The sequence below is a fragment of the Bacillus sp. FSL K6-0138 genome, assembly GCF_037982765.1.
GTDB lineage: Bacteria > Bacillota > Bacilli > Bacillales > Bacillaceae > Bacillus > Bacillus glycinifermentans.
This window is the reverse complement of record NZ_CP150286.1, coordinates 1,793,484-1,817,851: the sequence shown is the minus strand read 5'-3', so window position 1 is coordinate 1,817,851 and position 24,368 is coordinate 1,793,484. Positions and strand designations below refer to the sequence as shown.

Below are 24,368 nucleotides of genomic sequence, written 5' to 3'. Positions count from 1 at the left end.
CCTTTCATGATCGTGGCAAACTTATGACTGCCGTTTATAAAATGGGGTTTTTACAACTTTCGCTTTCAGCCGTTTCTTCCTGATTTCAACCTCGACAATGGTGCCGATTTCGGCTGCTTCTTTTTTCAGCAAGGCAAGGCCGACGTTTTTTTTCAAAGTGGGCGACTGCGTTCCGGTCGTCACTTCGCCGACTCGCTCGCCTTGGTGAAAAACGGCATACCCGTGCCGCGGAATCCCTTTATCGATCATTTCAAGACCGGCGAGCTTTCTGGCAGCCCCGTGTTCTTTTTGCCTTGCCAATACTGACTTTCCGATGAAATCGGCCTCTTTATTCGTTTTCACGGCGAAACCGATCCCCGCTTCAATCGGCGTTATCTCTTTTGTAAGCTCCTGCCCGTATAACGGCAGTTTTGCTTCAAAGCGGAGCGTGTCCCTTGCGCCGAGTCCGCACGGAATGAGACCGTCATCCTTGCCTGTTTCCAAAAGAAGCTTCCAAATGTATGGTGCATCTTCATTCCTGCAGTAGATTTCAAAGCCGTCCTCTCCGGTATACCCCGTTCTTGACACAAGCGCCCGTACATTTCCTACCGGGGCTTCATCGCGGAATGTAAACGGCTTTAGAGCATTGAGATCAAGATCTGTCACCTGCTTTAAAATCTGTGCTGCTTTCGGTCCCTGAAGGGCGAGCAGAGAGATCTCGCCAGACACGTTTTGAATCTTGACATCCCCTTCGGCGTGCCGATTCAGCCAATCGATATCCTTCGTAATGTTAGCTGCATTAATGACCAACAAATAGCGGCCGCTTCCCTTTTGATAAACAAGGAGGTCGTCGATCGTCCCGCCGTTTTCATCGCACATCGCCGTATACTGGGCGCCGCCTTCTTTCAATGCGGCGACATCGTTTGTTAAAAGCTTCTGCAAAAACGGAAGGCTGCCGGCTCCCGTGACCTCGACCTCCCCCATGTGGGAGACGTCAAACAATCCGGCTTTCGTCCTCACTGCTTCATGTTCTTCTTTGATCGATGAAAATTGAACAGGCAGCTCCCAGCCGCCGAAATCAATCGTCTTTCCGCCGTATTCCTTATACAGGTCAAATAAAGGCGTTCGTTTAAGCATCCTCTTTCCCCCTTCGTTTTTTATCACCATAAGTTTGCCAATCATCAGAAAACGCGAAAGATTCCAATATTAAAAGCTCTTTATAGACGGCACAAAAAAGGACAGAGAACCCCCTTTGTCAGTTCGGAGGTTCTCTGTCCTGGCACCTGAAAGTTTACTTTGCACGAAAGCAAAGATGTCCCCTTTGGTGGTTTGCTAAACATGATAATGGTGCAAACTCTCTCCAGAGTTGCGTCAAGCAAGAGTTCTTTTGCCTGAGAGATTCGCTTGTTTCAAGAGCTTGCTCCTTCGGCGCCGTCATAAGGCATTCCTTACCGGTCTCTCCCCTTGCCGTCATTCGCTCATATTCGCTTCATTTCTGGACATACTACATAAGGACTTTCGATTTTTTCGCTGATGATCTACAAATATCCTACCATCATCAAAGCGTTTGGGCAACAGGAAAAATCATTAACAATCCATTATTTTTTCTCTAAAATGTTCGTATTTTATCAATTCGATTATAACATCAGCCCGATTTACAAATGGTGATCTTCAGAAGAAAAGAACATTTCGTGTGAGAGGAAAGGCGGCGTTACGATGATACCAGACATTCATTTTGACCATGAGTGGCCGGAACAGTTTGCAAAACACCTTGACCAGGACGGCCCCTGGGCAAACTGGGAGCTTTACCAGCTTTCATGCGAGGTGCAAAAAAGGCTGGCGATACCGACCTTTGAAGGGCTGCAGGCGCCGTATCACCTGCCTGACTTTACTCCGCTTCCCCATCAGCTTGAGGTCGCTCAAAAAGTGGTTGAACAGATGAACGGAAAAGCCATATTGGCCGATGAAGTAGGTCTCGGCAAAACGGTCGAAGCCGGCCTGATTTTAAAAGAATACATGATTCGCGGACTCGCAAAGAAAATTTTGATTCTCGTGCCCGCTTCGCTTGTCTCGCAATGGGTCAAAGAGCTACGCGAAAAATTTTTGATCCCGGCCGTCGAACAGAAAAAAAGCTACGTATGGGAGCAGTGCGACGTTGTCGTCTCCTCTCTCGATACGGCGAAACGATCGCCGCACCGGGAAACCGTATTATCGATTCAATACGATGTAGTCATTATTGATGAGGCTCACAAACTAAAAAACAGCAAAACCAAAAACTACGAATTCGTCCGCAATTTAAAGAAAAAATATTGCCTGATGCTGACGGCGACGCCGATCCAAAACAAGATCGACGAAATTTTCAATCTCGTCTCCCTGTTAAAACCGGGGCATTTGGGCAATGAAAGCAATTTCAACAAAGATTATTCAAAACAAATCGATTCGAAAGAGGCGCATGAACGATTGAAATCGCTCATCAATAAAGTGATGATCAGAAACAGGCGGCAGGATACCGGCATTACATGGACGAAGCGCCACGTCGAAACGGTGCCGATCTCCTTTTCTCCGACCGAACAGGCTTTATATGACGAGATCACAAGCCTGAAAAAAGATCATCGCCATTCTGCAGGCATGTTTTCGATTATGACATTGGAGCGCGAATGCTGCTCAAGCAGAGAAGCGGTCTACATGACCTTAAAAAACATGCTTGACAAAAAAGACCGCGAAGCGCCCGTCATCGGAGAAGCCGCGATACACCGGCTGATCAACAAGGTCAATGAGGTCACGCAAAACTCAAAGGCGCTTAAAGTCGTTGAGCTGATTGAAGAGCTGGATGACAAAGTCATTATCTTTACGGAGTACAGAGCGACGCAAATTTATCTCCAATGGTTCCTCCAGCAAAACGGAATCAGTTCCGTACCGTTTCGGGGCGGCTTTAAAAGAGGAAAAAAAGACTGGATGAAAGACTTATTCAGGGGCAAGGTTCAGGTGCTGATCGCCACAGAAGCGGGCGGCGAAGGGATCAACCTGCAATTTTGCAACAAAATCATCAACTATGACCTTCCGTGGAACCCGATGCGTCTTGAACAAAGAATCGGACGGATTCACCGGCTCGGCCAGGAGCGCGATGTGTATATCTACAATATGGCGACAAAACACACGGTGGAAGAGCATATTTTGAAGCTTCTCTATGAAAAAATCCATTTATTCGAAAAAGTCGTCGGCGACCTGGATGATATTTTAACAAAAATAGAGGTCGGCAATTTTGAAGAGCATCTGCACGACATTCTCTTTTATTCGTCATCAGATGAGGAAATGAAAATTAAAATGGAAAATCTGGCATCGTTCATCTCCTACGGACATGATCATAAACAGATCGGAGGCTAATACATGAGACAGGAGGAAATTCAAAGGTTTTTGGAACGTTTTTTCACCGCAAACGGGTGCGACATCACCGACAAAAGCCCCGGCCACTTAACGGTGCAGCTGACGGCTGAAGTCGATAAGCAAATCATGAACAGGCCATTTTATTGGCACTGGCTTGAAAAGACGGGCGGGGTGCCGAACCCGATGAAAATTACGCTGATCACAAATGAAGAAGCAGCGCCCGCAGATATTGACGGCGAATTCATTCACTTCGGGTCGCCGCGGCTGTTTCAAATATTTCAGGCGGTCAAAAAGAACGGAAAATTTATCCGCCTCTATGAAAAAATCAGCTCCGCGGAGGGACATATTCCGCTTGAGCCGTGGCTCGGTTTGAATGTAACGATTTCCTACCAGTCCGACATGAAAAAAGACAAGCTTTTGTCCCTCGGCCTCCATTTAATCAGCGGGCAGCTTACAGAAAACTTTCAGGAACGAATGGAAGCCAGGTCGCTTTCTTCGCACATTTCCGACTACTGCTATACAGTGTCGCCCTTAATCAAACCGGAAAGCGCCATCAAACGGCTCGAGCGCTATATCGAACAAGCGGCCAGAACAGAACCCCTCGACTGGGCCGAAGCTTCTCTTAAAAGATGGAACAACGACCTTTCTCTTCTGAATCAATTTTACGAAGAGACGGAAGAAAAGCCCGAAGAATACGAAATTGAAAAAAAAGCCCTTCAAGCGCTTTACGAACCGAAAATCGAAATTAAAATTGAAAACGGCGGATTGTTTTATTTACAGAAAAAAATTTCAGGATAAATTTTCCGATTCGACACCGTTCTTCTTTTTATTCAGATCCCTCCCATTATAATGAATGTAGGGAGAATAACTTTTGGAACACAAATTGGACAAGTTTGGAAAAGTGTTGAGACCAGAGATCGATCTTTGTTTATCACAACACGTTTAACTGAAATACATAATGAAGTATTTTGGGGGGAAATGCCATGAATAAAGTGGAACATGAGAAAGAAGAATTGGACAAGGAGTGGGAAGAGCTGATCAAAAGTGCTCTCAATGAAGGCATTAGTCCGGAAGAAATAAGAATATTTCTCAATTTAGGAAATAAGACTTCCGAAGCTTCCACACCAATTGAAAGAAGTCATTCAATAAATCCCTTCTGAATGTGCTATAATATCGAAAGGAAGGTGATGACATTGATTGGCCAGCGTATTAAACAATATCGAAAAGAAAAAGGCTACTCACTATCTGAACTAGCTGAAAAGGCTGGGGTAGCGAAGTCTTATTTAAGTTCAATAGAAAGAAATTTGCAAACAAACCCCTCCATTCAATTTCTAGAAAAAGTCTCCGCTGTTCTGGACGTCTCGGTTCATACCCTGCTTGATGAAAAAGATGAAACCGAATACGATGGTCAATTAGATAGTGAATGGGAAAATCTAGTTCGTGACGCGATGGCATCAGGGGTTTCTAAAAAACAATTTCGAGAATTTTTAGATTACCAAAAATGGAAGAAGAGTCAGGAAAAGGAGTAAGTGCCGCATATCTTACTCCCTTTGGCATTGTAAAAATAAAACGGCGCCGATCAAGTATACATAAAAAAACGGATCATACCAGATCCGTTTTTTCATCATTCGTTTATTTATCTTCACTGTGCGCTCTTTCGTTCTCTTTTACATAACCTTTTTCATCGGCATGTTTATTTCCGTCGATGGTCAGGCCGTTCCATTGAGTAGCTTCAAACGAGAAGTCGAGCTGTACAGAATCTCCTTGATATTTGTTCTGCACCATGTTGCCGTTGCTGTCTGTTGTTGTGTCATTGACAAATTCAATGACCATTTCGACTTTGTCAAAATCGTACGGATCTTTTGGAATTCCGTCGTACTCAGGCGCAGTCTTTCCGTTGATTGTCGCTACATTGATTTTGCCGTTGTCATGCAGGAATCCAGGCTCGATCAGCTTTTTGACTTTGTCCATTGATGCTTTATCTTTTTTCACAGACATATTGTACAAGTCATAGAGGTTTGCGGAATCCAGGATGATGTTTTTAGGATAGCCGTTTCCGCCTTCAACACCGACCGTCAGTACGCTCACTTTAAACTGTTTCAGGAAATCCTCGGCAGAGTTTTTCCCGCCGTTTTTCGCGTTTCCGTCAACGAAATTGCTGAAACCCATTTGCATTAACACTTCTTTAATAGCCAATGATCCGTCATTTTTAAAGGTAAATTCTTTTTTGAATTTATCACCCGGTTTTAAGTTTGACAGGCTCACTCTTGCAGACGTTTCTTTTGCATTTAAGTCAAGCGTTCCTGCTGCATAAGTAGCATGAGTCGATTCGATATCGTTAAACGCAGCCCAAGTTCCTCCTCCTACTAATGCCAGTCCAAGAGCAGCGGATGCAACTCCCAATCCGATTTTTTTCTTTGTACCCATGATAACTCCTCCTTTTATAATAAGAAAATCTATATATGGAGACCTGAATAACAGGTGACCAACGAAAGTTACATTGAAACCCGGTCTTTGCCGGCAGTTTCGATCGCTTTTGCTTTTTGCTCAATCTCACGCAATGCCGCCGAGACAGTGATGACCGCATAAAGGATTAGCAATAGGCCCGGTACGATCAATAAGATGGCCGTGCCGATCGGTTTGCCGGCAAAGTCCAGCAGATATCCGGCATAAGGAACCGTAATTCCGGAATATTTGGCGACAACATTTTCCGAAAGAACTGGATCGGAATCAGGATTTTGGTTGTTGTCCCCTTTTGTCTGAAACATGAGATTTGATTTATTTTTTGTTATACCGATAATTCGGTGAGTAACCATTGTGTTCTGGTCTTGCATGAATGTAATAATGTCGCCCTTTTTCAATGCCTCGGGATTGTCAACCTTTTGAACGGCGATAATCGACCCCGTTTTAAATTCGGGCTCCATCGAACCCGATAAAACCGTCTTCAATTGATACCCGAAGAGCTGGGGCTCCCCGCCGGACGATTTTGTCGAAATCACGACGATAACCGTCGCAATGATCAGCGTGAAAATAATCACATATAAGATATTGCTGACCCATTTCATGATTTTTTTCATGACTCATCCCCGCTTTCTAATGAATGTTTCTCTTTATTTTTTTCCTCACGAACAGATTGGCTGGCATCTGTATCTTTTGTTTGTTCTTTCCGCTCCATCTTGTTCGTTTTTTCTGACTCAGACTTACGATGAGACTCGGCCTTTTTTGGAGGCTTCAGCGTTTTTTCCTTGCAGTCGTTCAGCTTCATCGCCTTTGACCAAATAAACGGCTTTCCCCGTTTGTGATCGGGATGCCCTTCAGGTTTGATCAATTTAAAAACGTAAGTTCCTCCCTTTGTCGCGCGATTTGACTCTATCCTGTATACACGGCTTTTTGTTTCTTTGCCAATCGTACCTTTATCGATGACAGTCCCGTCTTTCGGCTTTGAAGAACCATCGATTTTGTGCAGCTCCCATTTCCATTCAGAAGAAGTAATGTGTTTGCCGCTGTTTTTAAATTCAGCAAATAAAACCAATGGCGCACAAGCGTTTCCTTTTGTTTTTGTCTGTTTATGAAGCTTTAAATCGCTTCCGTCCCACACCTTATCATCTATGTCCTTAAATTTTGCAGACGCTTTCATCGTCAAGCTGTATGTTTCCACATCATGAAACGATGCGTTCGTATAATGATTCAGCTGACTCCCCAATCCAATCAAAAGGTAAATGATCAAAATTATTTGAAAACCGATGACTGCCTTTTTGCTTCTTTTTCGGCATCTCCTAGTTCGAGATAATCGAATCATGACTACCCTCCTAGCAGCTTTTCGTTCGTTTTAAAGAACCTTACAGTTAGAGTATAAAGAACAACCCATTGAATTGAAAACTGCCGAAATGGTCGATTTAGTTCGTTTTACAGAACATTATCGTTTAAATCCTCAAAAAATCTCTCAAATTCTCATCTTTTTGAAAAATATGAAGTTCTTTATAAAGTACGAATTTTATTCTTATTTTTCCGTATAAACCAAATGAACGAGGAAAAAAATAGGGGAGAAAGGATGATGACCCATGCTGAAAAAAATCATCGTGTCATGCTTTTTTTTACTGCCAATAATCGCCGGACCGCTTGATATACAGGCGGCAGAGAAAACAACAACCGGCATGACAAAATGGGAAGAAAAAGCTGTCCAGGCAGCGAAAAAAAGATACCCTGCAGCTGAAGTCCGGCTCACTCAAAAAGTATGGGACCGAAAACGAACCGATGAAGCAGTAGAGCAATATCATGTAACATTAAGCGAAGGAAATCGAAAATTTGGCGTATTTGTCACCATTTCATATGAGCCCTCAACCCATAAAATAAATAAAGTGGTAGTCGTCGAAGAATATAAATAAGCCGCTTTCTGTTGAAAAGCGGCTTCATTTTCGGTATGCCCGGACCATGTCTGTACCTGGGCGGAATAACGGCCCTTTGCTTCGCTATTTATGACGTTTAAAAAACATCATACAGCCGAGCGGGAGAATGCCGAACCACCGAAAAATGCGGGACGGCGGTTTGCTTTCCCTGCGTCTTTCTTTCATTTCTTTTCTTTCTTGTTTCGGCGTGTCCATATATTTGACAAGCTGTTCTGTCATATATTTCACATAATCGTTCGTTTTCATCAAATCACCTCATGAGAGAGTCCTCTTATGATGAAGTGTTGTCAGCCCCTCTCTTTTTTATACACCAAACCGTTTTGATCGCTAATGCTCTTTCCAGTGACTGATGGTCTTTTTCCTTAGATGGAATTGAAAATCAGCAGTCTTTTCAGAATCAGCTGCCGTCTTCACTTTTAGCCTGACACGCTTCGTTTCCTTGCCGGCTGAAGCAATGGCATACATCACAGAGCCATACGCTTTGTTCTCCTCTCCAGCTTCTTCGTCTTGCATGTGCCTGATGGAGTGAAGGATTCCATTTTGCAGAAGATTTTGCTGAATGTAAAAATCTTTCGTCTGTTTGATAAAAGCATGCTTCGTCATAAAAGCCGCTGTCGAATGGGCGGCGCAAAGCATGCAGATCATCGCCAAAAAAACCGCTGCAGGGTAAATAAAGCCTCTGGAATTATTCACATGAATCACCTTCATAAAGAATGATAAATCGGAAATGCCGCACGGTATTGTGTACCCTTAAGACTGATTGCTTCAATGATGACTTGGTGATCTTGAAGCCGGAATGCGATGCGTTTGACATGCTGCAGCATCGGCACATGGCCTTTAGAATTCACTCGTTTTCGAATGAGCGCCTGATACGGTTCATAACGAACGGCATCACCTGAGGAATTCGTCATTTCAAGCGCCTGTCCGTTGTCTGCCACTTTAACGGCAACGGCTTCTTTGCATTCTTTCTGCATTTGTTCAGCTGTGATCGTCCATTCTTCCGGGCGAATTTCATTTTTTTTGACACCCGGGGATAAAAACAGCTGAAAAATCGTGGCAGCCGTTCCGGCGATAAACATGTAGACCGTTAATGAAAGCAAAACATTAAGAAGGGTAAAGCCCTTTTGTTTTGAGAATCGCAAGGCAATACTGACAGTCATGCCTGTTTTCAACAGAGATGCAGACTTCATATTCTTCTCCTTTTTCCTCCCATTCAATCAAGTATGCGGCTCCCTGATAAAACACGGTTTCAGCGGGCTTGTAGCGACCGGTCAGCATGTAGCTGCTGATCTTCTCATCTAATATGCGGTACCCGGCTTCTTCTTTTTTTGCCATCTCGGCTTTTAATTCAAGCTGATGGTACACGGGAATCATTAGAGCCGCTATCATCACCCATATACTGAATGCAGAAACAGTTTCGATTGTCATAAAGCCTCTATTTTTTTTGAACATTGATCTTACCGCTTCCTAAATAAATCGTCAGTTCAAAGGAGGCACGGTTTGCTTCAATCAACATCTTTCCTCCTTGACTCGGAGCCCCGTTTGGGCTGTATGTGAAATGTTGTCTGAGCGTCGACTTTTTGATGGCAATTTTGTGATCATATTCCCTGATAAGATAAGGAGTCAAGCTCTCATCCGCAGGCTTGATGGTGTATTTACAATGATCAGCATCAAACAGCACGTTTATTTTTTTGTTTTGAGCGAGCGCTGCCTGCTGAGCATAAAGCAAATCGTCTTCAAGCTGTTCGGCAAAATGCTTGACGATCCTTGCGTCATATGCGGAAGGCAGTCTGTCAAACAAAAGAATCAGCATGATCGAGCTGATCAATAGCACGGTTAAACTTTCTAGAAGGGTAAACCCTGTTTGGTCCCTTCCCATTATTGTGTTTGTGCCTTGCCATTTGAAATCACGATCGATTTTCCATTAGGACACGCCAAATTTTTCTTGATATATCCCTCTGATTCAAGCTCTCCAAGACTTGGCGTTTTCCCGTCGTGATCCATCTGATACGCGGTAATTTGGGCCTGAACCATATTGATCAATCCCTCACAGCCTTTCTTTTGAATGTTTTGATTATGCTTCGTCACATTCGGGATCGTAATTAAGAGCAGAATTGAGATGACAAGCATAACGACCAGCATTTCTATCAGCGTAAATCCCTTTTCATTCAAATGGATGTCCCCCTTTATAACTGATTCATCATTTGATACATTGGCAAAAGCATCGACAAATAGAGGATTAAAATCATGGCTGCGGTAAATCCGTAAATCAGAGGCTGAAGCATGCTTGTCCACTTTTCCGCTTTCTTTTCAAGCCGGTCGATCAAAAATTGGCTGTATGAATATAGCTCCCTGTGGAGATGACCGTTCAATTGACCGTGAGCCACCGCTTTGGAGAGATCCTTTTCATAAAACGGATGCCTGTCCAGCATCTGTTCCAGCGCTTCCCCCTGTTTCAGCCTTTCGATCATGCGCTTTGCTTCCTTGTGAAAAAACGGCAAAAAAGGCTGGCTCTCAAACGCTTTTAAGCTGTCATATACAGACAATCCCGATGTTAAAAGATTGCTTAGCTGAAGCGATAAAAAATAGCTGTTGAATAACTTGAGGATTCTGCCTGCCAGCGGGATTTTAACGAGGAGGGCCATTTTTTCTTCCGGGGCTTTTTTTCGGAAAATCGAAACATAATACGTTAACAAAACCACAGCAATGATGAGAATGCACATAAAAAACAGCGGGAGGCTGTCAAAAAATAAAAAGATGAAGGAGGTCAGAAAAGATGTTTCGATATTCATGGAGTCATAGATCGCGGAAAACTGCGGAATAATCGCCGATTTCATAATATAGGCGATGAGACAGACCGTTGCAACCAGGAATGACGGATATTTTGCAGCCTTCTTCAATTTTTCGGACTGGTCGACTTTGCGGCTGAGCAATTCGCCGCTTTGCTTAAAAGCGAATGGCAAATTTCCGTGCTGCTCGGCAAAATAAACAATGCTGACGGCGTCCCTATGAAACGAAATCATATTCAAAACCTGAAAAACGGGATAACCTTCTGCCAGCTTTTTTCTTCCGAATGAAATGTCCGCTTTTTGCTTATTGTCGAATTGCAGCTCAAGCATATTCAAAGCGTCGAGAAGCGTATACCCGTTCATCATCATTTCGCCGAGCTTCTCAAACAGCTCCGCCTGCTTCCGAAGGGGCCATCTTATGTTATTCAGTCTCATGATGCACCCATCTGTTATAAGTTTCCTCCGGGAGATAGCCGAGCGCTATCCCTTTTCGAATCAATTTTCTCAGCGTTTCAAAACGGCTGTTCACGTATGCGCCTTTTGCCTCTTTTATGCACAGGTTCAGACTCTTCCCGTACAAAAGCTCAAAAACGCTCACTCTTCTTCCGTTCCCCGACATCCTGCAATACAAAGAACACCGCTCCCCGCATAACGGACAAACAAGGTTGACGAGACGCTGTGCGCTTATAGCGACAAGCGTCTGCTCAATTTCGGTCATATGAATGCCAAACTCAAGCAGCCGGTATATAGCTCCTTTTGCGTTTTTCGCATGCATGCTAGATAATACAAGATGTCCCGTCAGCGCAGCTCTGACGGCGATTTTGGCTGTTTCGGCATCGCGGATTTCTCCAAGGATGATCATGTCGGGATCATGACGGAGAACAGCCTTTAAACCTGCTGAATACGTCATGCCCGCTTTTTCATTCACCTGTACTTGAAGAACATGCTCGCTTCTGGATTCAACCGGGTCCTCCAGCGTGATAATATTGCGGTTGAAATGCTGTTTGGCATACTCGATCAGCGAGTACAGGGTCGTCGTTTTTCCCGAACCGGTTGGACCTGTGAAGATCAGCAGACCGTGGGAATGTTTCAGAAAAGACAGCAGCTTTGCCGTTGCGTTTGGAAACAAAGACAGGCTTCTGAGCGGCGGGGCGCTTGCCTGCGGCAATACGCGAATAACCAGGCTTTCGTCGTATATGGTAGGCAAAGTCGACATTCTCAAGTGAACGGGCTGATTGTTCACTTTAATGGTTAAAGCACCGCTTTGCGGCTGCCTTCGCTCCCCGATATCCATTGAAGAAAGAAATTTAAAATGAGAAATGAGCCTTGAGCACTCCATTCTCGTCAGTCTGCCCTTTTGAAATAGTTCATCATCAATTCTAAAGCGGATAACCGCCTCTTTTTCCCCCGGAACGATATGAATATCAGAAGCTCTCATCGCACACGCCTCTTCGATCAATTTCCCGCTTAATGATTCAATCGCGTACACAATCGTTACGCCTCCTTTCTAATCGCAGTTTAAGCGAAAAGCATCGGAAGCTTCAAATCCGCAAAAAACGGAAATATGCCGTTATCGTGGGACAAAAAAAGATTATGAAACACGAAAATTGCTTTTTCCGGCTCATATTTCTTACAATACGGCTCTTCAAACCGTGTTTTTATATGTGCCATCGCCTTCTTCCAGGATGCGGAACCCTTTCTTCGAAAGAGCTTTTGCGAGATTCTGCTCTGTTTTGACATTGGAAAAATCGATGCCCAGTTTGACCACCGTCTGGGCCATTTCGGGACGAATGCCGGAGATCGTCGCTTCAATTCCTAAGAGCTTCGTTGTGTCAAGTATTCTGAACAACTGATATACAACCATTGTATCGATGATCGGAACCCCGGAAATATCGATAAATAAATGCGATAAACGGAGCCCTGCGCATCGCTCAAGAGCGGATTCCAAAATCCCCTTCGCTCTATGTGTATCGATTTCTCCTATGATCGGCAAAACGCCTATATGGCTTGATATCGGGATCACCGGGGCGCTTAATTCATGAATCATTTCATTTTGGGTCTTTAATTGGCTCATCGTCAACAGATCATATTCCGTCATGAATTGCCCGATGATTTCATCCATTATCAAATTGAGCCGTCTGCTCCATTCCAACACGTCGCTCTTGGAACTTTCGGGTGCTTCTTCATGAGAAAACATCCCGATTTCATCAATAATAATTCTCCGGAACACGTTGATTCCGTTTATGCTTTCATAGATGGGAACTTGGCTCGCTGCCCTGTCCCGCGCCATTTCTCTCGCACAATCCAGCGCTTCCTCCCATTCTTTTTCCGGCTGATGCGCTGTCAATAGGTGGGCAACCGCCCGGATATACGGCTTTGCCTTATCGGGCGACGAGATGCCGGACGTTTTGGATAACCATTGATTCGTTATATTGTCCGATCGTTTGATTAAATAATGATACAGGGCTGAATGTTTGTTTTTCATATCTATCCTCCTGATCAAAAACGAAATGCTTATGTATAAAACAAGCGATTTTGCCAACACTAATTTTGTAGCGGCATTGGGCTATAGCCAAGCGGTAAGGCAACGGACTTTGACTCCGTGATGCGCTGGTTCGAATCCAGCTAGCCCAGTTTCCAAGCGTAAAAACCGAAGATTGCTGAAAATGAAGTTTTTTCAGCATATCTTCGGTTTTTTCACGAAACAGAGCGTTGCAAAGCGCTTCTCTTTAATAGCTTTAATAGCTCGCCGGGGTTATATCCGACAACAAGCTTTTCACCGTTGACGATGATCGGGCGTCTCAAGAGCTTCGGCTTTTCAATGAGCAAGTCTACTACTTCGCTCACCGTCAGCTCCTCGATATTCAAATTGAGCTCTTTGAATGCTTGGCTCCTCGTCGCCAATATTTCATCGAATCCTTCCGTTGTCAAAGACAGAATGTGTTTTAATTCCTCTTGATTCGGCGTCTCCCTGAACAGATGGCGCTCCTTAAAATCGATCTGATTCGCTTTCAGCCAATGCTTTGTTTTCCTGCATGACGTGCAGCTCGGGTAAGAATAAAAGATCAGCTCTTCCATGGTTGGTTTCCTCCTCTGTATTGTTCTGTCCTGTCTTTGTTATGATTAGTACCCGGGATCTTGTTTCATTAAACACGTGCAAAAAACATTCCGTTATCACAAAATTGTAAAAAATGAATTGATTTTCCCAAAATGAAAATGTTTACATTTCAAGAGCGATTGATCTATAATAGAAACAAAGGGGCTTTCTGGGAGGGATATCAATGAATCGCATGTTCCGCGTGTTAGGTTTCTGGACAGGTATTTTTGCGGTCATGTTTTATTTAGGAGATATGAAAGATGCGTCATTGCTGTTTTTCGGCCAAACTGTTTTCTTCGTGTTCTTATCGTATCTTAACTTGACAGAACGGATGTACATTTATATTTTCGGCGCATACTTGACGGTCTTTTTTGCCGCGTTTACATACTATTCCGTGTTTATTATGGTCCCCGGGCAAGGAGGCCATTAAGGCACGAAAAAAGAGACGATCCGCCTGGATTTCGTCTCTTTTTTCATTTTATAATGTGAAGCCGTTGATGAACGGATTTTGTTCCTGTTCCGTCAGCAAATCCGTCTCAGGGCCGTGTCCGCTCAATACGAGCGTATCTTCAGGAAGAGTAAGCAGCTTTTTGTGAATGCTGTCCATTAGAACATCGTGGCTTCCGCCCGGGAGATCTGTGCGGCCGATGCTCCCTTTAAACAGAACATCGCCTGAAATGATCAGGTTTTCCTCTTCTGCATAATAAGAGACGCTTCCGGGCGAGTGGCCTGGCGTAAAAAGAACCTGAAGCTTGAACGGACCGATTTTCAGCTCGTGCTCTTTGTCGATCAGCCGGTCGGCTTTCTCTGCTGTAACAGCCTGACCAGTTAACAGAGACGACCCGTTTAATGAAGGATCTGTCAGCCATTCCGCTTCATTTTTATGGACATAGACGGGAATATCCCACTCTTTTCTCACCTTGTCAACAGCTCCGATATGGTCAAAATGGGCATGCGTCAATAGAACGGCGAGCGGTCTAAGATGATGTTCTTTTATATAGGCATTCAGTTTACCGGCTTCACCGCCGGGATCAAATATTAAGCAGGCGCCGTCATCATTTGCTAAAATATACGCATTTGTTTGAATCGGCCCTAACGGCATTCTTCTCCATTTCATCCTTTTCACCTCAGTCTCATTATGAACGTTTTGTGAGAAACTTTCAATGAACCATGTTCCACTCGACAAAGCTAATGAAAACGGTTAAAATAAAATTGGAAATAAACTGCAGGGGATCCAAACGAAGGGGGTTAATATTGATGTTGCTCGTGATCATTTTCGGCCTTGTCACGATATTATCTGCTGTTGGGGCACTTCGTTCGCTTAAACAAATCAACGTTCTCGGGATATTGTTCGGAGGAGCGGCTTTTTTTGTCTTCGGCTGGTTTACGGTAATGACGATTATAAACAGCGGGTATCCGACGGCTCACTAAAGACCGCCTCTGCCGCTGAATGGACAGCCTTGTTCCGTTATGAAACGGAACAAGGCTTTTAAGCTTGGGCTTATTTGTTTAAATGTTTTTGAACGCTTGACAGTTTGCCTTCCATTGTCGTTTTCTTATCGCGCCTGTCATCGATTCTGATGTTTGTGGCCACCCTGTGTATCCCTTTTTGAAAAGGGGCTTCATGGATGGTTTGAATGACGTGAAATAAATCGCTTAGCTCCCCTTCAATCAAGGTGTTCATCGGCGTCAGCTGATATTTGATTCTTCCTTCCTTTTGAAACCCTTCTAAAATCGTTTGAATCTCCGCTACATAACTGCTCACACTCGGGGTTTCCGTTCCGATCGGGATGATGGTTACGTCTGCTATTGCCATCGCAACATGCTCCTTTCTATTCTTTGACTACAAGTGGTTCTATTGTTTTCGAACCGAGTGAAATGATCTCATCGTGCGCATAGCCGTACAATAGATATTGACCGTCTGGAGACACGGTGATCGGAAGCATTTCCACACTCTTCTGAATCACGCGCCGCTCCCCCGTCTTAAGGCTGATGGCGATCAGATCGCACAGGGAGCTCGATGCACCCGGCTGATACGTGTAAAACCATTCGTTTTTCTGATCATAGCCGTATTCCATTGGCGACTGTCCTGTATCATCGGAAAACAGCGGGAGCGTGACAGACAGCCGTTTTTCCGATGACTTCACATCAGAAAATATGTAGGTCCCGTACCCGTTTTTACCCGATGATGTCACGACCAGCCTGACATTGTCAAACACGTCGGAAAGCAGCGCATCATCGGCAAGCTTCGTTTGCCTTCCCGCCGATATGTCATAGGAATACACAGGGGCCGGCTTTTCCCGGTCCCTGTTATCCCACTTTACATAATCGAATGAATCGGGCGATGTCCAATGAACAAAGGCAGCCTGGGCAATGTTTTGCTCCGTTGTCTGTTCTTTTGAATTGATCAAATATGAATGATAGTTCCAATCTTTCGTGAATGCCGTCACATATAGAAGATAAGGATCAAACTCATTCCAGTCAACCTGCAGTTCGTTCGTGTTAAAACCTTTTGTAAACAGCTTTTCGCCCCGCACATTCATCAGCGTCAATTTGAACTCGGAGCCGTCTCCGGCGGTTTGGATGAGGATCATGTCTTTTTTACGGTTCAGTTCAGCTGTGATCAGCCGTTCATCGGTTTTGTATATCGTTTTCTTGGTCCCTGTAAATATATCATATGACTTTACTTCACTTCCCGCAACCGGGTCAGTTGCGGTATATAATATCGTTTCATTATCAAGCCACCCTGCCGCCGCATCAAAATACCGGTCCTTCACCGGTATTATCTTTTCTTCTTTTGCATCGCTATGATTCTTTCCAGCAGAATCGGCATTATAGGAGCCCTTTGAACCGCCTGATTGCGAAGGTGTGCAGGCGGCTGTTAAAACGGTAAACACAGCGGCAATGATCCATAATGAAACTCTCAAACCGGCCATTCTCCCTCCGTAAATGTTTCGCTGCCTACCTTTACGATGTGGCGCCGGTAAAGGTTTCAGCTTTCAAAAAAACAAGATGCCCAAAGAATTCCTCTGCTTTTACAATATATATCGTCAAAATCGGCTATGGGTAAAGGGTTTTTCCCTTTTCCAAGCTCAACGGTGTATCCTTCTTTGCCGTAAAAATGGATGAACCAATCCCTGAAACCGGCGTAGCTGTCAATATATCTGATGCCTTTATAACCGCTGAGCCGCTCAAACACTTGAACAACATTGACAGATTCCGGAGGCTCGAATCCTTCATAGCCCCAATAGATCTCTTCCCCTTGCGTATGAAGCGCTATAAGCCGGTCAGGCGGCCGGCTCTCGATTAGATCGTGCATGACGATCGCTTCAGGTTCTGTAAGCGGAGCGTCTCCCGGATAATCCCGGTATGAGGGCGCCTTAGGAGGCTTGCGCTGTTTTTCGATTTCCCAAAAAGACGGAAATTGGTTGTTCAGATCGACTCCGTTAATGTTCGCTTTCCATTCCCTAAATTCAGACTGATATTCGTTCATTTCATCAAGGGGCTCAAGATTTATTCCGAGATGCTCCGGGCCGTTCAGCACAAGATCGACTCCGTCGGGATTCACGAGCGGAACGATTGAGAGCTTCGTCATCTGAAAAAGCCTGAGCGGCGAAAAACCGAGAATCTCACCGCCTTTGCATAAAGACAGACAATATTCTTTGACCCACTTCATTAGCACCGAAGTGGTGATCCACTCGTTCGCATGAAAAGAAGCATTGATATGCGTTCTTTTTTCAGCATGCTCAGCTCCGATGTTCAGCTCGTATATCGGCTGGCCCAATACAGAGCGTCCAATACTATGGTATGTGACAAACGGAAAGCATTCCGCGATTTTTTCAATTTCGTGTTTCAGCGTTTGCGAATCATATATCACCGTATCAGTCAGCCACGGCTCATTTTCCAGCCCGGGCTCTCCATTCACCAATAATTGCAGCTGTTCATATGTTTCTGCTGCCGCCGCATCTTTTCCTGCCTGTGGATGCAATCCGGGAAAATAAAATTCCCCGACGTCCGCGTTAAGGTTCGCACTGACTAAAAGCGGTTCGGGAATGTTCAGGATGTCTGACAATCTTGACATGTCTTGTTTTAACTCCGGTTTAATGTTGATGAATGCCATCAATGATCCCTCCCACAATAGCATATGAAGAATGCTTGTTCGGCGAACATCAATCATAAAAAAAGCTTCCGCCCCAAGGACGGAAGCGCCGCAAATCAAGCAGCTCTTTTATTCTATTTCGTTAAACTGTCCGTTATGAATTTCAACTGTCCTTCTAATGAAATCGGATCGGAAAAATAGAAGCCGATCGGGTCGATTTTATAGACATGGCCGTTTTTGACGGCGCCGAGGTTTTTCCAAATGGAAGTGCCGAACACACCGCCGTCGTCTCCGCCTGATTGCCAAGGACCTATAAAAATATAGTCTCCGGCGAAGTCAGGCAGCTTTTCCAACGAAATGCTCGTATACCCGGGGCCGGTGCTGATGGCTTTTTCCTTTGTTAGCTTCGTGGCGTTTAATCCGAGTTCTTTATAGACAATGCTTCCGCCCCGTCCGAATTTTTCGCCGAACACGTAAATCTCTTTGCCGTTCGTCTGCATAATGGAGACCGTTTTGTCACCGACGGCTTTTTGAACCTTCGGTTTTGCCGCCGCAACTTTTTTGTCCCACTCAGCCAGCCATTTTTCCGCTTTATCTTCCGTCCCTGTCATCTTCCCGAAATCTTCGAGTTGTTCTCTCATGCCCTTTCCGTATTTCAGAGCGACCGTAGGCGCGATTTTTTCCAGCTTTTCGACATCCGCCCCTTGAGTTGTCCAAACGATGATCAGGTCGGGTTTTAAATTAATGATTTTTTCTTCTGAAACTCCGTCGCCAATGTTTGTCACGCCATCGGTTTTTCCTTTGAAGTACGGGTTTTTGAATACTCTGTCAGAAGCCCCGACCACGTGAATGCCGAGCGTCTTGAGATATCCGTAATAGTCATCGGCCAAGACGACCACCCGTTTTGGATGCTTAGGGACTTTAACCGTTCCGTTTTCGGCCTTGTATGTAATGGTTTCTTTCTGCTTTGAGCCTGAAGAAGAGCCTTTGTTCGCTGATTGATTTCCGCATGCTGCCAAGGCTGCAATCAATAATAAGGCAAAAAAAGCCGCCGTGATTTTCTTGCATCTATGAGTCATCTTTCATTCCTTCTTTCCGAGTTTTGATAAAGAGAATCATTATCAAAATGATTATATCACAACAAAACAAAGGTAAACACGATGTTTTTTGAAATGTTTCTCTACTGTATTCCGACAGCGCCAAAAAAGCTTCCGGCCAATGCACGGAAGCTTCAGCATGTCTAAGAAAATTCATAAGTTCAATGATATTATTCGAAAACTTCGCAAAGAACTGTTCGGGAAAGGGCCTGAAAGGATTCATACTGTATTTGTAGAAAACATGGCAGTCTCAACACTGTACAGAAATCTGAGTGCAAGCGAGCAGTTTATCCCCGCAGACCTGAAGGAAGAGAAATGGTGCATGCGGCCCGGACAATCCTGATTCAAGATCTTTATCCCAAACGAACGCCGGATGGAATGGAGAGGAGCTGATCTGGGCTGGGTTAGTTCATGTGTTTTCTGATATAAAAATTGAGGACCATCCCGCTTTATCTGTGTTTGTCTTTGATCAAAAAGAAGCGCTGCAAAGCTAGCATATTTGTCGTTGACACATTTTTGTCACATTTGATATAATGTTGTTACGGCTATAGAAGACAAAAGCACTGGAATGTATGCACGAACTGTATATATTCTCTTTCAATATCTTAATTCTGCTTGATTTTGTTGTATGGGTCTGCATACAAGTTAGGCAGCATTCGAACGCCTGGTTGACACAGGTTATTTGAGTGCTGCCTTTTTTTATTGTCTTTCTGCCATAACTGTGAAAAAAGAAGAAATATTGGAGGGTTTTAGTATGGCTTTTCGAAAACCGGATGAAATAGCGGATGCAGCAATTGAAGCAGGGATGAAAAAAATACAGCTCCCGCTGCCGTCTCTGCTTGTATTGGGGTTTTTAGGCGGCGCATTTATCGCGCTTGGGTACTTGCTTGACATCAGGGTAATCGGCGACCTGCCGAAAGAATGGGGAAGCCTGTCCAGCCTGATCGGAGCTGCCGTATTTCCTGTCGGTCTGATACTTGTGGTGCTCGCTGGCGCTGAATTGATTACAGGGAATATGATGTCCGTTGCGATGGCTTTATTTTCAAGAAAAATATCATTAAAACAATTGGCGGTTAACTGGGGAATCGTCACGATGATGAACTTAATCGGAGCACTGTTTGTTGCTTACTTTTTCGGACATTTGGTTGGTTTGACTGAAACAGGTCCTTATTTGGAAAAAACGATCGCCGTTGCACAAGGAAAACTCGATATGAGCTTCGGCAAGGTTCTCATTTCCGGCATCGGCTGTAACTGGCTTGTATGTCTTGCGGTATGGCTTTCTTTCGGCGCACAAGACGGAGCAGGAAAAATCCTTGGCATCTGGTTCCCAATTATGGCTTTTGTGGCAATCGGATTTCAGCACGTTGTCGCCAACATGTTTGTGATTCCCGCAGCCATTTTTGCAGGCTCGTTCACGTGGGGGCAGTTTATCGGAAACATCATTCCGGCCTTTATCGGCAATGTCATTGGCGGAGCCGTGTTTGTCGGTCTCATTTATTTTATTGGATACCACAAGAAAGACCGCTCCAGAAAAGAAATGAAACAGGTATCATAAACAGGGCAAATCCACTCGATGAATCATATCAATCCCGTCCATAAAATGGACTTTGGTGGATATACTTACAAAAGCAAAGGAGGCTGTCGAGAAAATCTCGACAGCCTTTATTTTTCCTTAAAATATCCATTCTCCTGTAATAAAAGAAAGACTAAAAAGGATGGTGTCTTTCTCATGTTTCACACGACGCAGCCGAATTTGTTCTGCTTGATCAACTCGTCGAAGAGGATCATCACTTCGAAAAACAAATTGATAAACACATAGACTTCTCTTTTATCATTGAAAAGGTTAAGCCTTACTACAGCGAAAACATCACCGGCATGAGTAGGAGGACCACAAAGTAAAGGTCAGACAAAATCGTTTGTCTGTTTCAGGGAAAACCCAATAAAAAAAATAGAGCAAAGCTTTGCAGATTCAAAACAGCTGCAGGGGCTTCGCTATTGCAGGTTGAGGGGAAAACGGAATGTGATTGAACAAGTTCTCCTCACAGCCGCATGCCAGAACAGATTGCCACATACCCAGCCAAGCAGGGCCAGATATGTGGGAGCTCTCTTTTTGTATCTAAAATCCGATGAATATCTAAAGAAACAGCACATAAACAAAAAAGCCTGTAGAAAAGACATCGTTTTCTCTACATGCTGAAGCTTCCGGCCAATGCACGGAAGCTTTTTCTTATTCTTTATTGCTTTTCTTTCGGTGACTTTTTAAACGTTCACTGTCATAAAATCTCAATAGATCCCCGTAAATGATTTGATCAGAGTATGAAAGCTCCTGTTTTGCTTTTTCGGCAAAAGCTTCACAGCTTTCTGGATCTTTCGCAGGCTCGCCGGTTGATTTATCATAGCATACGCCGTCTGTATATATGCGGTCCTTCGTAATGATGCTGCCGTCGCGAAGAACTGTGAATTCCGTTTTATCGCTGGAAAACAGGTCGTTCCCGAACTGGATTTGATCGCTTGAATCGATCCCGAGCAAGTTGAGCAATGTCGGTCGGATATCTACCTGACCGCCGACGGTGTCAATCGTTTTCGGCTTTTTATCCGTGACGCCCGGAATGTGGATCACGAGCGGGACTCGTTGAAGCTGGACTTCTTCAAAAGGCGTGATTTCCTTGCCGAGGAACTGTCCCATCGCTTCATTATGGTTTTCCGAAATTCCGTAATGGTCCCCGTATAAAACGATTATCGAATTATCATACAGTCCGTCCTTTTTCAGCTTTTCAATGAACCGTTTAAGCGCTTCGTCCTGATAGCGGACGGTCGGGAAATATCTGTTCAGCGTGCGGCTTTTCGAATCGAATTCGTCGATCATTTTATCCTCTTCGTTCAGTTCAAAAGGAAAATGATTCGTCAGCGTGATCAAACGGGTGTAAAACGGCTGCGGGATTTTTTTCATCAGCTCTGATGTCTGCTCAAAAAATTCTTTATCTTTCAATCCCCACCCTACCGAGTTTTCATCATTTACGTCATACGATTTGACATCGTAAAACTTATCATATTTAAGCGACTCGTACATGATGTCCCGGTTCCAGAAGCTTTTGTTGTTCGCATGAAAAACCGCGGAATAGTAGCCGTGATTTTTTAAAATGGCAGGCATCGCCGTATATTTGTTTGCGGCATTTGTAAAGAAGACCGCTCCTCTTCCCAAAGGATAAAGAGAGTTGTCGACGATGAATTCAGAATCTGCTGTTTTCCCCTGTCCTGTCTGATGATAAACGTTTTCAAAGCTGTAGCTTTTTTTGATCAGGTCGTTCAAATAAGGAGTGATTTCTTTGCCGTTCAATTTCCGGTTCAAGACAAAGCTTTGGGTGGATTCCAATGAAACTAAAATCACATTGCGCCCTTTGGCGATTCCGGACATTTTCTTGCTCGGGTCAGTCCGGTTTGCGCTGAGATAGTTTTCGATTTCGGTGAGGCTGTTGCTGTCAGCCAGTGCGCGCTGGGCAGACTGCTTGGACTGGATCAGGGCATCGTAGATGTGGAAATTGTAGAGGCTGATGTTTTTGACGAGCACTTCCCTGTCAAACGATCTCGTCAAGAGCTGCGGCCTCTCTGTTTCCGATACTCCCAGATTAAAAAAGAAAACGGCTGCGACAAACAGAAAGTAAGCCGCCTTCTCTTTCCTTGTCGCCGCACCGACGGTTTTCTCCGGCTGGCGCTTGTACAGCCACATCAAAATGATGATGTCAACGACGAGAAGGAGATCGGTAGGCATGAACAAGGAATTGATGCTGCTTCCCAAGTCGCCCATGTTATTCGTCTGGAACAATACCGGGATCGTCAGAAAGTCATTGTAAAAACGGTAGAAAATCATATTTGCCAAGAGGACGAACGTCAGAACGATGCTCGCCCCGATAATAAAACGATTTCTGTTTTTTTCTTTAAAAAACAGGCCGAATCCGAAAATAAACAGCAAAAAACTTAGTGGATTGATGAACAAAATATACTCTTGCATAAAATTTTCGATTTTAATGTTGAAGCTTGTTTTATACACGACATACGTTTTCAGCCACATCAGCAATGTCGCAATGAGCAAAAACGAAATTTTCGAAAAAAATGACTTTTGCATTCCAAACCTCCCTATGCAGCACTCGGGCAGATTCCATAAATTTCATGTTTTAGTAAAAAAGTTAAAAATAACTAAATTATATCTTAGCGTGTCTTTTTAAAAAAATCAATCCATTTTTACAAAGCTTCCCTTAATGAAGCTGGGCCTCGCTTTGCAGCCATGCGTTCTTTGCGATCCACGCCCCGCCGATAACGCCGGCATCATTTCCGAGTGAAGCGATCACGATATCAGCAGCCTCTCCAGCTCTTGGAAACACGTACTTTTTAAACGATTTTTCAACATTGGCGCGGAGGATTTCGCCCGCTTTTGACACGCCGCCGCCAATGACGATTTTTGAAGGATTCAAGGAGCTTGCCAGATTGCCGAGAACCAGTCCGAGGTGGTTTGTAACATATTCGATGACATACGCTGCTGCCGGATCGTTTTGTTCAGCCGCTTCGAAAATTTCGCGTGAAGATAGTGCAGGGTGATCTTTTAAAACGGTTTCACAATCGCCTGCCGCAATTTTCTCTTTGGCGATCCTGACAATGCCGGTGGCGGACGCAATCGTTTCAATGCAGCCGGTTTTCCCGCAGTTGCAAGGGGCACCTCCTTCTGCAGCAGCACAAATGTGGCCGATTTCTCCTCCGGCTCCATTCTTGCCGTGGACGATTTCACCGTTGACGATAATGCCGCCGCCGACACCGGTTCCTAACGTAACGAGAATGAGATCTTTTGCGCCGTCACCCGCACCTTTCCACATTTCCCCGAGCGCGGCGATGTTTGCGTCGTTTTCGATGACGGCCGGAAGCCCTGTTTCCGCCTCCAGATGGTCTTTTAACGGATAGTTTTCCCAGCCCATATTGGTCGTCTTGTAAACAACGCCCGTCTCTATATTAACCGGTCCAGGCGCACCCATTCCGATCCATTTTAAAATGTGTTTCGGCTTTCCGATTTCCTTCAGCTTGCTGTCAATCGCTTTTGCGATGTCTACCGTCACCGTTTTTCCAGATTTATCCGTCGGGATTTCCCACTTGTGGCGGATCTCCCCATAAGCGCTTACAAAAGCGAGTTTTACGGTCGTTCCCCCGAGGTCGACTCCGACCAGCCAGCTTTCATTCATCATAAGTCCCCCTTAAAACCCAACTGTTTTATTTTCTCTTTATATTTGTCAGTTCATTCTGCAAAATCGACATCGCTTGTGCCCATTCTTTTTTTTCGATCAGGTTTGCAAGAAGCATTTCTTTGAGTTCGTCCATCATATACTCAAGCTCCAGCTCCCGATTTCCGAAATACACATAGCACCCGAATCGTTTCAAGAACAACTGTACATCGTATGCTGTTTTCATGTCATCCACCATTCTTTTAAAAACCTAACAATAGCGTATAAATAAACCCGGTTGGCGTCAAGCAAA

Annotated in this window: 30 protein-coding genes, 1 tRNA gene, 2 pseudogenes and 1 riboswitch; of the genes and pseudogenes, 11 read left to right on the top strand and 22 right to left on the bottom strand. The window is 44.5% G+C overall.

Going from position 1 to position 24,368, the window contains the following annotated elements; all coding sequences use genetic code 11:
* Positions 1–21: 21 nt before the first annotated feature.
* A complete protein-coding gene (gcvT, locus tag MHB78_RS09790; RefSeq protein WP_046129959.1) occupies positions 22–1,116 on the bottom strand; it encodes a glycine cleavage system aminomethyltransferase GcvT in 1,095 nt (364 codons plus the stop codon).
* A gap of 232 nt (positions 1,117–1,348) precedes the next feature.
* A riboswitch (glycine riboswitch) is annotated at positions 1,349–1,453 on the bottom strand.
* Between the two features lie 242 nt (positions 1,454–1,695).
* Here gcvT and MHB78_RS09785 point away from each other — a divergent pair.
* The 4 genes from MHB78_RS09785 to sinR all read left to right on the top strand — a co-directional run bounded on the left by MHB78_RS09785 (position 1,696) and on the right by sinR (position 4,892).
* Entirely contained in the window at positions 1,696–3,363 is a 1,668-nt protein-coding gene (locus tag MHB78_RS09785; protein WP_046129960.1) for an SNF2-related protein, read from the top strand.
* A gap of 3 nt (positions 3,364–3,366) precedes the next feature.
* A complete protein-coding gene (locus MHB78_RS09780; protein ID WP_046129961.1) occupies positions 3,367–4,161 on the top strand; it encodes a YqhG family protein in 795 nt (264 codons plus the stop codon).
* Positions 4,162–4,346: 185 nt separating this feature from the next.
* Positions 4,347–4,523: an anti-repressor SinI family protein gene (locus MHB78_RS09775; RefSeq protein ID WP_046129962.1), complete on the top strand. Its 177-nt coding sequence runs from the start codon at positions 4,347–4,349 to the stop codon at positions 4,521–4,523.
* A 33-nt stretch (positions 4,524–4,556) separates the two neighbouring features.
* On the top strand, positions 4,557–4,892 hold the full coding sequence (gene sinR, locus MHB78_RS09770; RefSeq protein ID WP_096891855.1) for a transcriptional regulator SinR: 336 nt from the start codon (positions 4,557–4,559) through the stop codon (positions 4,890–4,892).
* A gap of 103 nt (positions 4,893–4,995) precedes the next feature.
* On the opposite strand, the gene MHB78_RS09765 is transcribed toward sinR, so the two are convergent.
* From MHB78_RS09765 to tapA, 3 genes are all read right to left on the bottom strand, one after another.
* Positions 4,996–5,790, bottom strand: a complete 795-nt coding sequence (locus tag MHB78_RS09765; protein WP_046129964.1) for a TasA family protein — start codon at positions 5,788–5,790, stop codon at positions 4,996–4,998.
* Positions 5,791–5,858: 68 nt separating this feature from the next.
* A complete protein-coding gene (locus MHB78_RS09760) occupies positions 5,859–6,440 on the bottom strand; it encodes a signal peptidase I (RefSeq protein WP_046129965.1) in 582 nt (193 codons plus the stop codon).
* Positions 6,437–7,162, bottom strand: coding sequence for an amyloid fiber anchoring/assembly protein TapA (gene tapA / locus MHB78_RS09755; RefSeq protein ID WP_046129966.1), 726 nt, complete (start codon positions 7,160–7,162; stop codon positions 6,437–6,439). The genes MHB78_RS09760 and tapA overlap by 4 nt, the downstream gene beginning before the upstream one ends.
* 262 nt (positions 7,163–7,424) lie before the next feature.
* Between tapA and MHB78_RS09750 the strand changes: the two genes are divergently transcribed.
* Positions 7,425–7,748: a DUF3889 domain-containing protein gene (locus MHB78_RS09750; RefSeq protein ID WP_046129967.1), complete on the top strand. Its 324-nt coding sequence runs from the start codon at positions 7,425–7,427 to the stop codon at positions 7,746–7,748.
* An 84-nt stretch (positions 7,749–7,832) separates the two neighbouring features.
* Here the strand turns inward: MHB78_RS09750 and MHB78_RS09745 are convergent, their stop codons facing one another.
* From MHB78_RS09745 to MHB78_RS09705, 9 genes are all read right to left on the bottom strand, one after another.
* Positions 7,833–8,015: a YqzE family protein gene (locus MHB78_RS09745; protein ID WP_046129968.1), complete on the bottom strand. Its 183-nt coding sequence runs from the start codon at positions 8,013–8,015 to the stop codon at positions 7,833–7,835.
* Positions 8,016–8,096: 81 nt separating this feature from the next.
* Complete coding sequence (gene comGG / locus MHB78_RS09740; protein ID WP_046129969.1) at positions 8,097–8,462, bottom strand: competence type IV pilus minor pilin ComGG; 366 nt, start codon at positions 8,460–8,462, stop codon at positions 8,097–8,099.
* Positions 8,463–8,473: 11 nt separating this feature from the next.
* Positions 8,474–8,959 carry a competence type IV pilus minor pilin ComGF gene (comGF, locus tag MHB78_RS09735; RefSeq protein ID WP_082094061.1) on the bottom strand — a complete coding sequence of 162 codons (486 nt, stop codon included), beginning with the start codon at positions 8,957–8,959 and terminating at the stop codon, positions 8,474–8,476.
* Entirely contained in the window at positions 8,874–9,221 is a 348-nt protein-coding gene (gene comGE, locus MHB78_RS09730; protein ID WP_046129970.1) for a competence type IV pilus minor pilin ComGE, read from the bottom strand. Before comGE ends, comGF begins: the two co-directional genes overlap by 86 nt.
* The gene (comGD, locus tag MHB78_RS09725) at positions 9,205–9,648 is read right to left on the bottom strand and encodes a competence type IV pilus minor pilin ComGD (protein ID WP_046129971.1); all 444 of its coding nucleotides are present in this window, start codon (positions 9,646–9,648) and stop codon (positions 9,205–9,207) included. Before comGD ends, comGE begins: the two co-directional genes overlap by 17 nt.
* Positions 9,648–9,941: a competence type IV pilus major pilin ComGC gene (comGC, locus tag MHB78_RS09720; RefSeq protein ID WP_046129972.1), complete on the bottom strand. Its 294-nt coding sequence runs from the start codon at positions 9,939–9,941 to the stop codon at positions 9,648–9,650. The genes comGD and comGC overlap by 1 nt, the downstream gene beginning before the upstream one ends.
* Positions 9,942–9,955: 14 nt before the next feature.
* Complete coding sequence (comGB, locus tag MHB78_RS09715; protein WP_046129973.1) at positions 9,956–10,993, bottom strand: competence type IV pilus assembly protein ComGB; 1,038 nt, start codon at positions 10,991–10,993, stop codon at positions 9,956–9,958.
* Positions 10,980–12,047, bottom strand: a complete 1,068-nt coding sequence (comGA, locus tag MHB78_RS09710; RefSeq protein ID WP_046129974.1) for a competence type IV pilus ATPase ComGA — start codon at positions 12,045–12,047, stop codon at positions 10,980–10,982. Before comGA ends, comGB begins: the two co-directional genes overlap by 14 nt.
* A gap of 156 nt (positions 12,048–12,203) precedes the next feature.
* Positions 12,204–13,043 (bottom strand): STAS domain-containing protein, encoded by an 840-nt coding sequence (locus MHB78_RS09705; protein WP_046129975.1) that lies wholly within the window; start codon positions 13,041–13,043, stop codon positions 12,204–12,206.
* 77 nt (positions 13,044–13,120) lie between these two features.
* On the opposite strand from MHB78_RS09705, the gene MHB78_RS09700 reads away from it, so the two are divergent.
* Positions 13,121–13,192: transfer RNA gene (locus tag MHB78_RS09700), tRNA-Gln, on the top strand.
* 63 nt (positions 13,193–13,255) lie between these two features.
* Here the strand turns inward: MHB78_RS09700 and MHB78_RS09695 are convergent.
* Entirely contained in the window at positions 13,256–13,636 is a 381-nt protein-coding gene (locus MHB78_RS09695) for a Spx/MgsR family RNA polymerase-binding regulatory protein (RefSeq protein WP_046129976.1), read from the bottom strand.
* 203 nt (positions 13,637–13,839) lie between these two features.
* On the opposite strand from MHB78_RS09695, the gene MHB78_RS09690 reads away from it, so the two are divergent.
* Positions 13,840–14,085 (top strand): DUF2626 domain-containing protein, encoded by a 246-nt coding sequence (locus MHB78_RS09690; RefSeq protein WP_046129977.1) that lies wholly within the window; start codon positions 13,840–13,842, stop codon positions 14,083–14,085.
* A gap of 48 nt (positions 14,086–14,133) precedes the next feature.
* Here the strand turns inward: MHB78_RS09690 and MHB78_RS09685 are convergent, their stop codons facing one another.
* A complete protein-coding gene (locus MHB78_RS09685) occupies positions 14,134–14,772 on the bottom strand; it encodes an MBL fold metallo-hydrolase (RefSeq protein ID WP_046129978.1) in 639 nt (212 codons plus the stop codon).
* Positions 14,773–14,912: 140 nt separating this feature from the next.
* On the opposite strand from MHB78_RS09685, the gene MHB78_RS09680 reads away from it, so the two are divergent.
* Positions 14,913–15,086 carry a DUF2759 domain-containing protein gene (locus MHB78_RS09680; protein WP_046129979.1) on the top strand — a complete coding sequence of 58 codons (174 nt, stop codon included), beginning with the start codon at positions 14,913–14,915 and terminating at the stop codon, positions 15,084–15,086.
* 70 nt (positions 15,087–15,156) lie between these two features.
* Here the strand turns inward: MHB78_RS09680 and MHB78_RS09675 are convergent, their stop codons facing one another.
* The 4 genes from MHB78_RS09675 to MHB78_RS09660 all read right to left on the bottom strand — a co-directional run bounded on the left by MHB78_RS09675 (position 15,157) and on the right by MHB78_RS09660 (position 18,833).
* On the bottom strand, positions 15,157–15,471 hold the full coding sequence (locus MHB78_RS09675) for an MTH1187 family thiamine-binding protein (protein WP_046129980.1): 315 nt from the start codon (positions 15,469–15,471) through the stop codon (positions 15,157–15,159).
* A 16-nt stretch (positions 15,472–15,487) separates the two neighbouring features.
* A complete protein-coding gene (locus MHB78_RS09670) occupies positions 15,488–16,591 on the bottom strand; it encodes a hypothetical protein (protein WP_046129981.1) in 1,104 nt (367 codons plus the stop codon).
* Between the two features lie 56 nt (positions 16,592–16,647).
* On the bottom strand, positions 16,648–17,775 hold the full coding sequence (locus tag MHB78_RS09665; protein ID WP_046129982.1) for a M14 family metallocarboxypeptidase: 1,128 nt from the start codon (positions 17,773–17,775) through the stop codon (positions 16,648–16,650).
* Positions 17,776–17,888: 113 nt separating this feature from the next.
* Positions 17,889–18,833 carry an iron-hydroxamate ABC transporter substrate-binding protein gene (locus MHB78_RS09660; RefSeq protein WP_046129983.1) on the bottom strand — a complete coding sequence of 315 codons (945 nt, stop codon included), beginning with the start codon at positions 18,831–18,833 and terminating at the stop codon, positions 17,889–17,891.
* A 157-nt stretch (positions 18,834–18,990) separates the two neighbouring features.
* Between MHB78_RS09660 and MHB78_RS09655 the strand changes: the two are divergent.
* From MHB78_RS09655 to MHB78_RS09645, 3 genes and pseudogenes are all read left to right on the top strand, one after another.
* Positions 18,991–19,345 (top strand): annotated as a pseudogene (locus MHB78_RS09655) (DUF2294 domain-containing protein).
* Between the two features lie 260 nt (positions 19,346–19,605).
* Positions 19,606–20,406 (top strand): formate/nitrite transporter family protein, encoded by an 801-nt coding sequence (locus MHB78_RS09650; protein WP_046129984.1) that lies wholly within the window; start codon positions 19,606–19,608, stop codon positions 20,404–20,406.
* A 316-nt stretch (positions 20,407–20,722) separates the two neighbouring features.
* A pseudogene (locus tag MHB78_RS09645) lies at positions 20,723–20,981 on the top strand (transposase); the annotation flags it as partial.
* A gap of 97 nt (positions 20,982–21,078) precedes the next feature.
* Here MHB78_RS09645 and MHB78_RS09640 read toward each other — a convergent pair.
* The 3 genes from MHB78_RS09640 to MHB78_RS09630 form a co-directional block, all read right to left on the bottom strand.
* Positions 21,079–22,974, bottom strand: a complete 1,896-nt coding sequence (locus MHB78_RS09640) for an LTA synthase family protein (protein WP_046129985.1) — start codon at positions 22,972–22,974, stop codon at positions 21,079–21,081.
* A 130-nt stretch (positions 22,975–23,104) separates the two neighbouring features.
* A complete protein-coding gene (locus tag MHB78_RS09635; protein ID WP_046129986.1) occupies positions 23,105–24,076 on the bottom strand; it encodes an ROK family glucokinase in 972 nt (323 codons plus the stop codon).
* A 28-nt stretch (positions 24,077–24,104) separates the two neighbouring features.
* The gene (locus tag MHB78_RS09630; protein WP_046129987.1) at positions 24,105–24,302 is read right to left on the bottom strand and encodes a YqgQ family protein; all 198 of its coding nucleotides are present in this window, start codon (positions 24,300–24,302) and stop codon (positions 24,105–24,107) included.
* Positions 24,303–24,368: the final 66 nt, after the last annotated feature.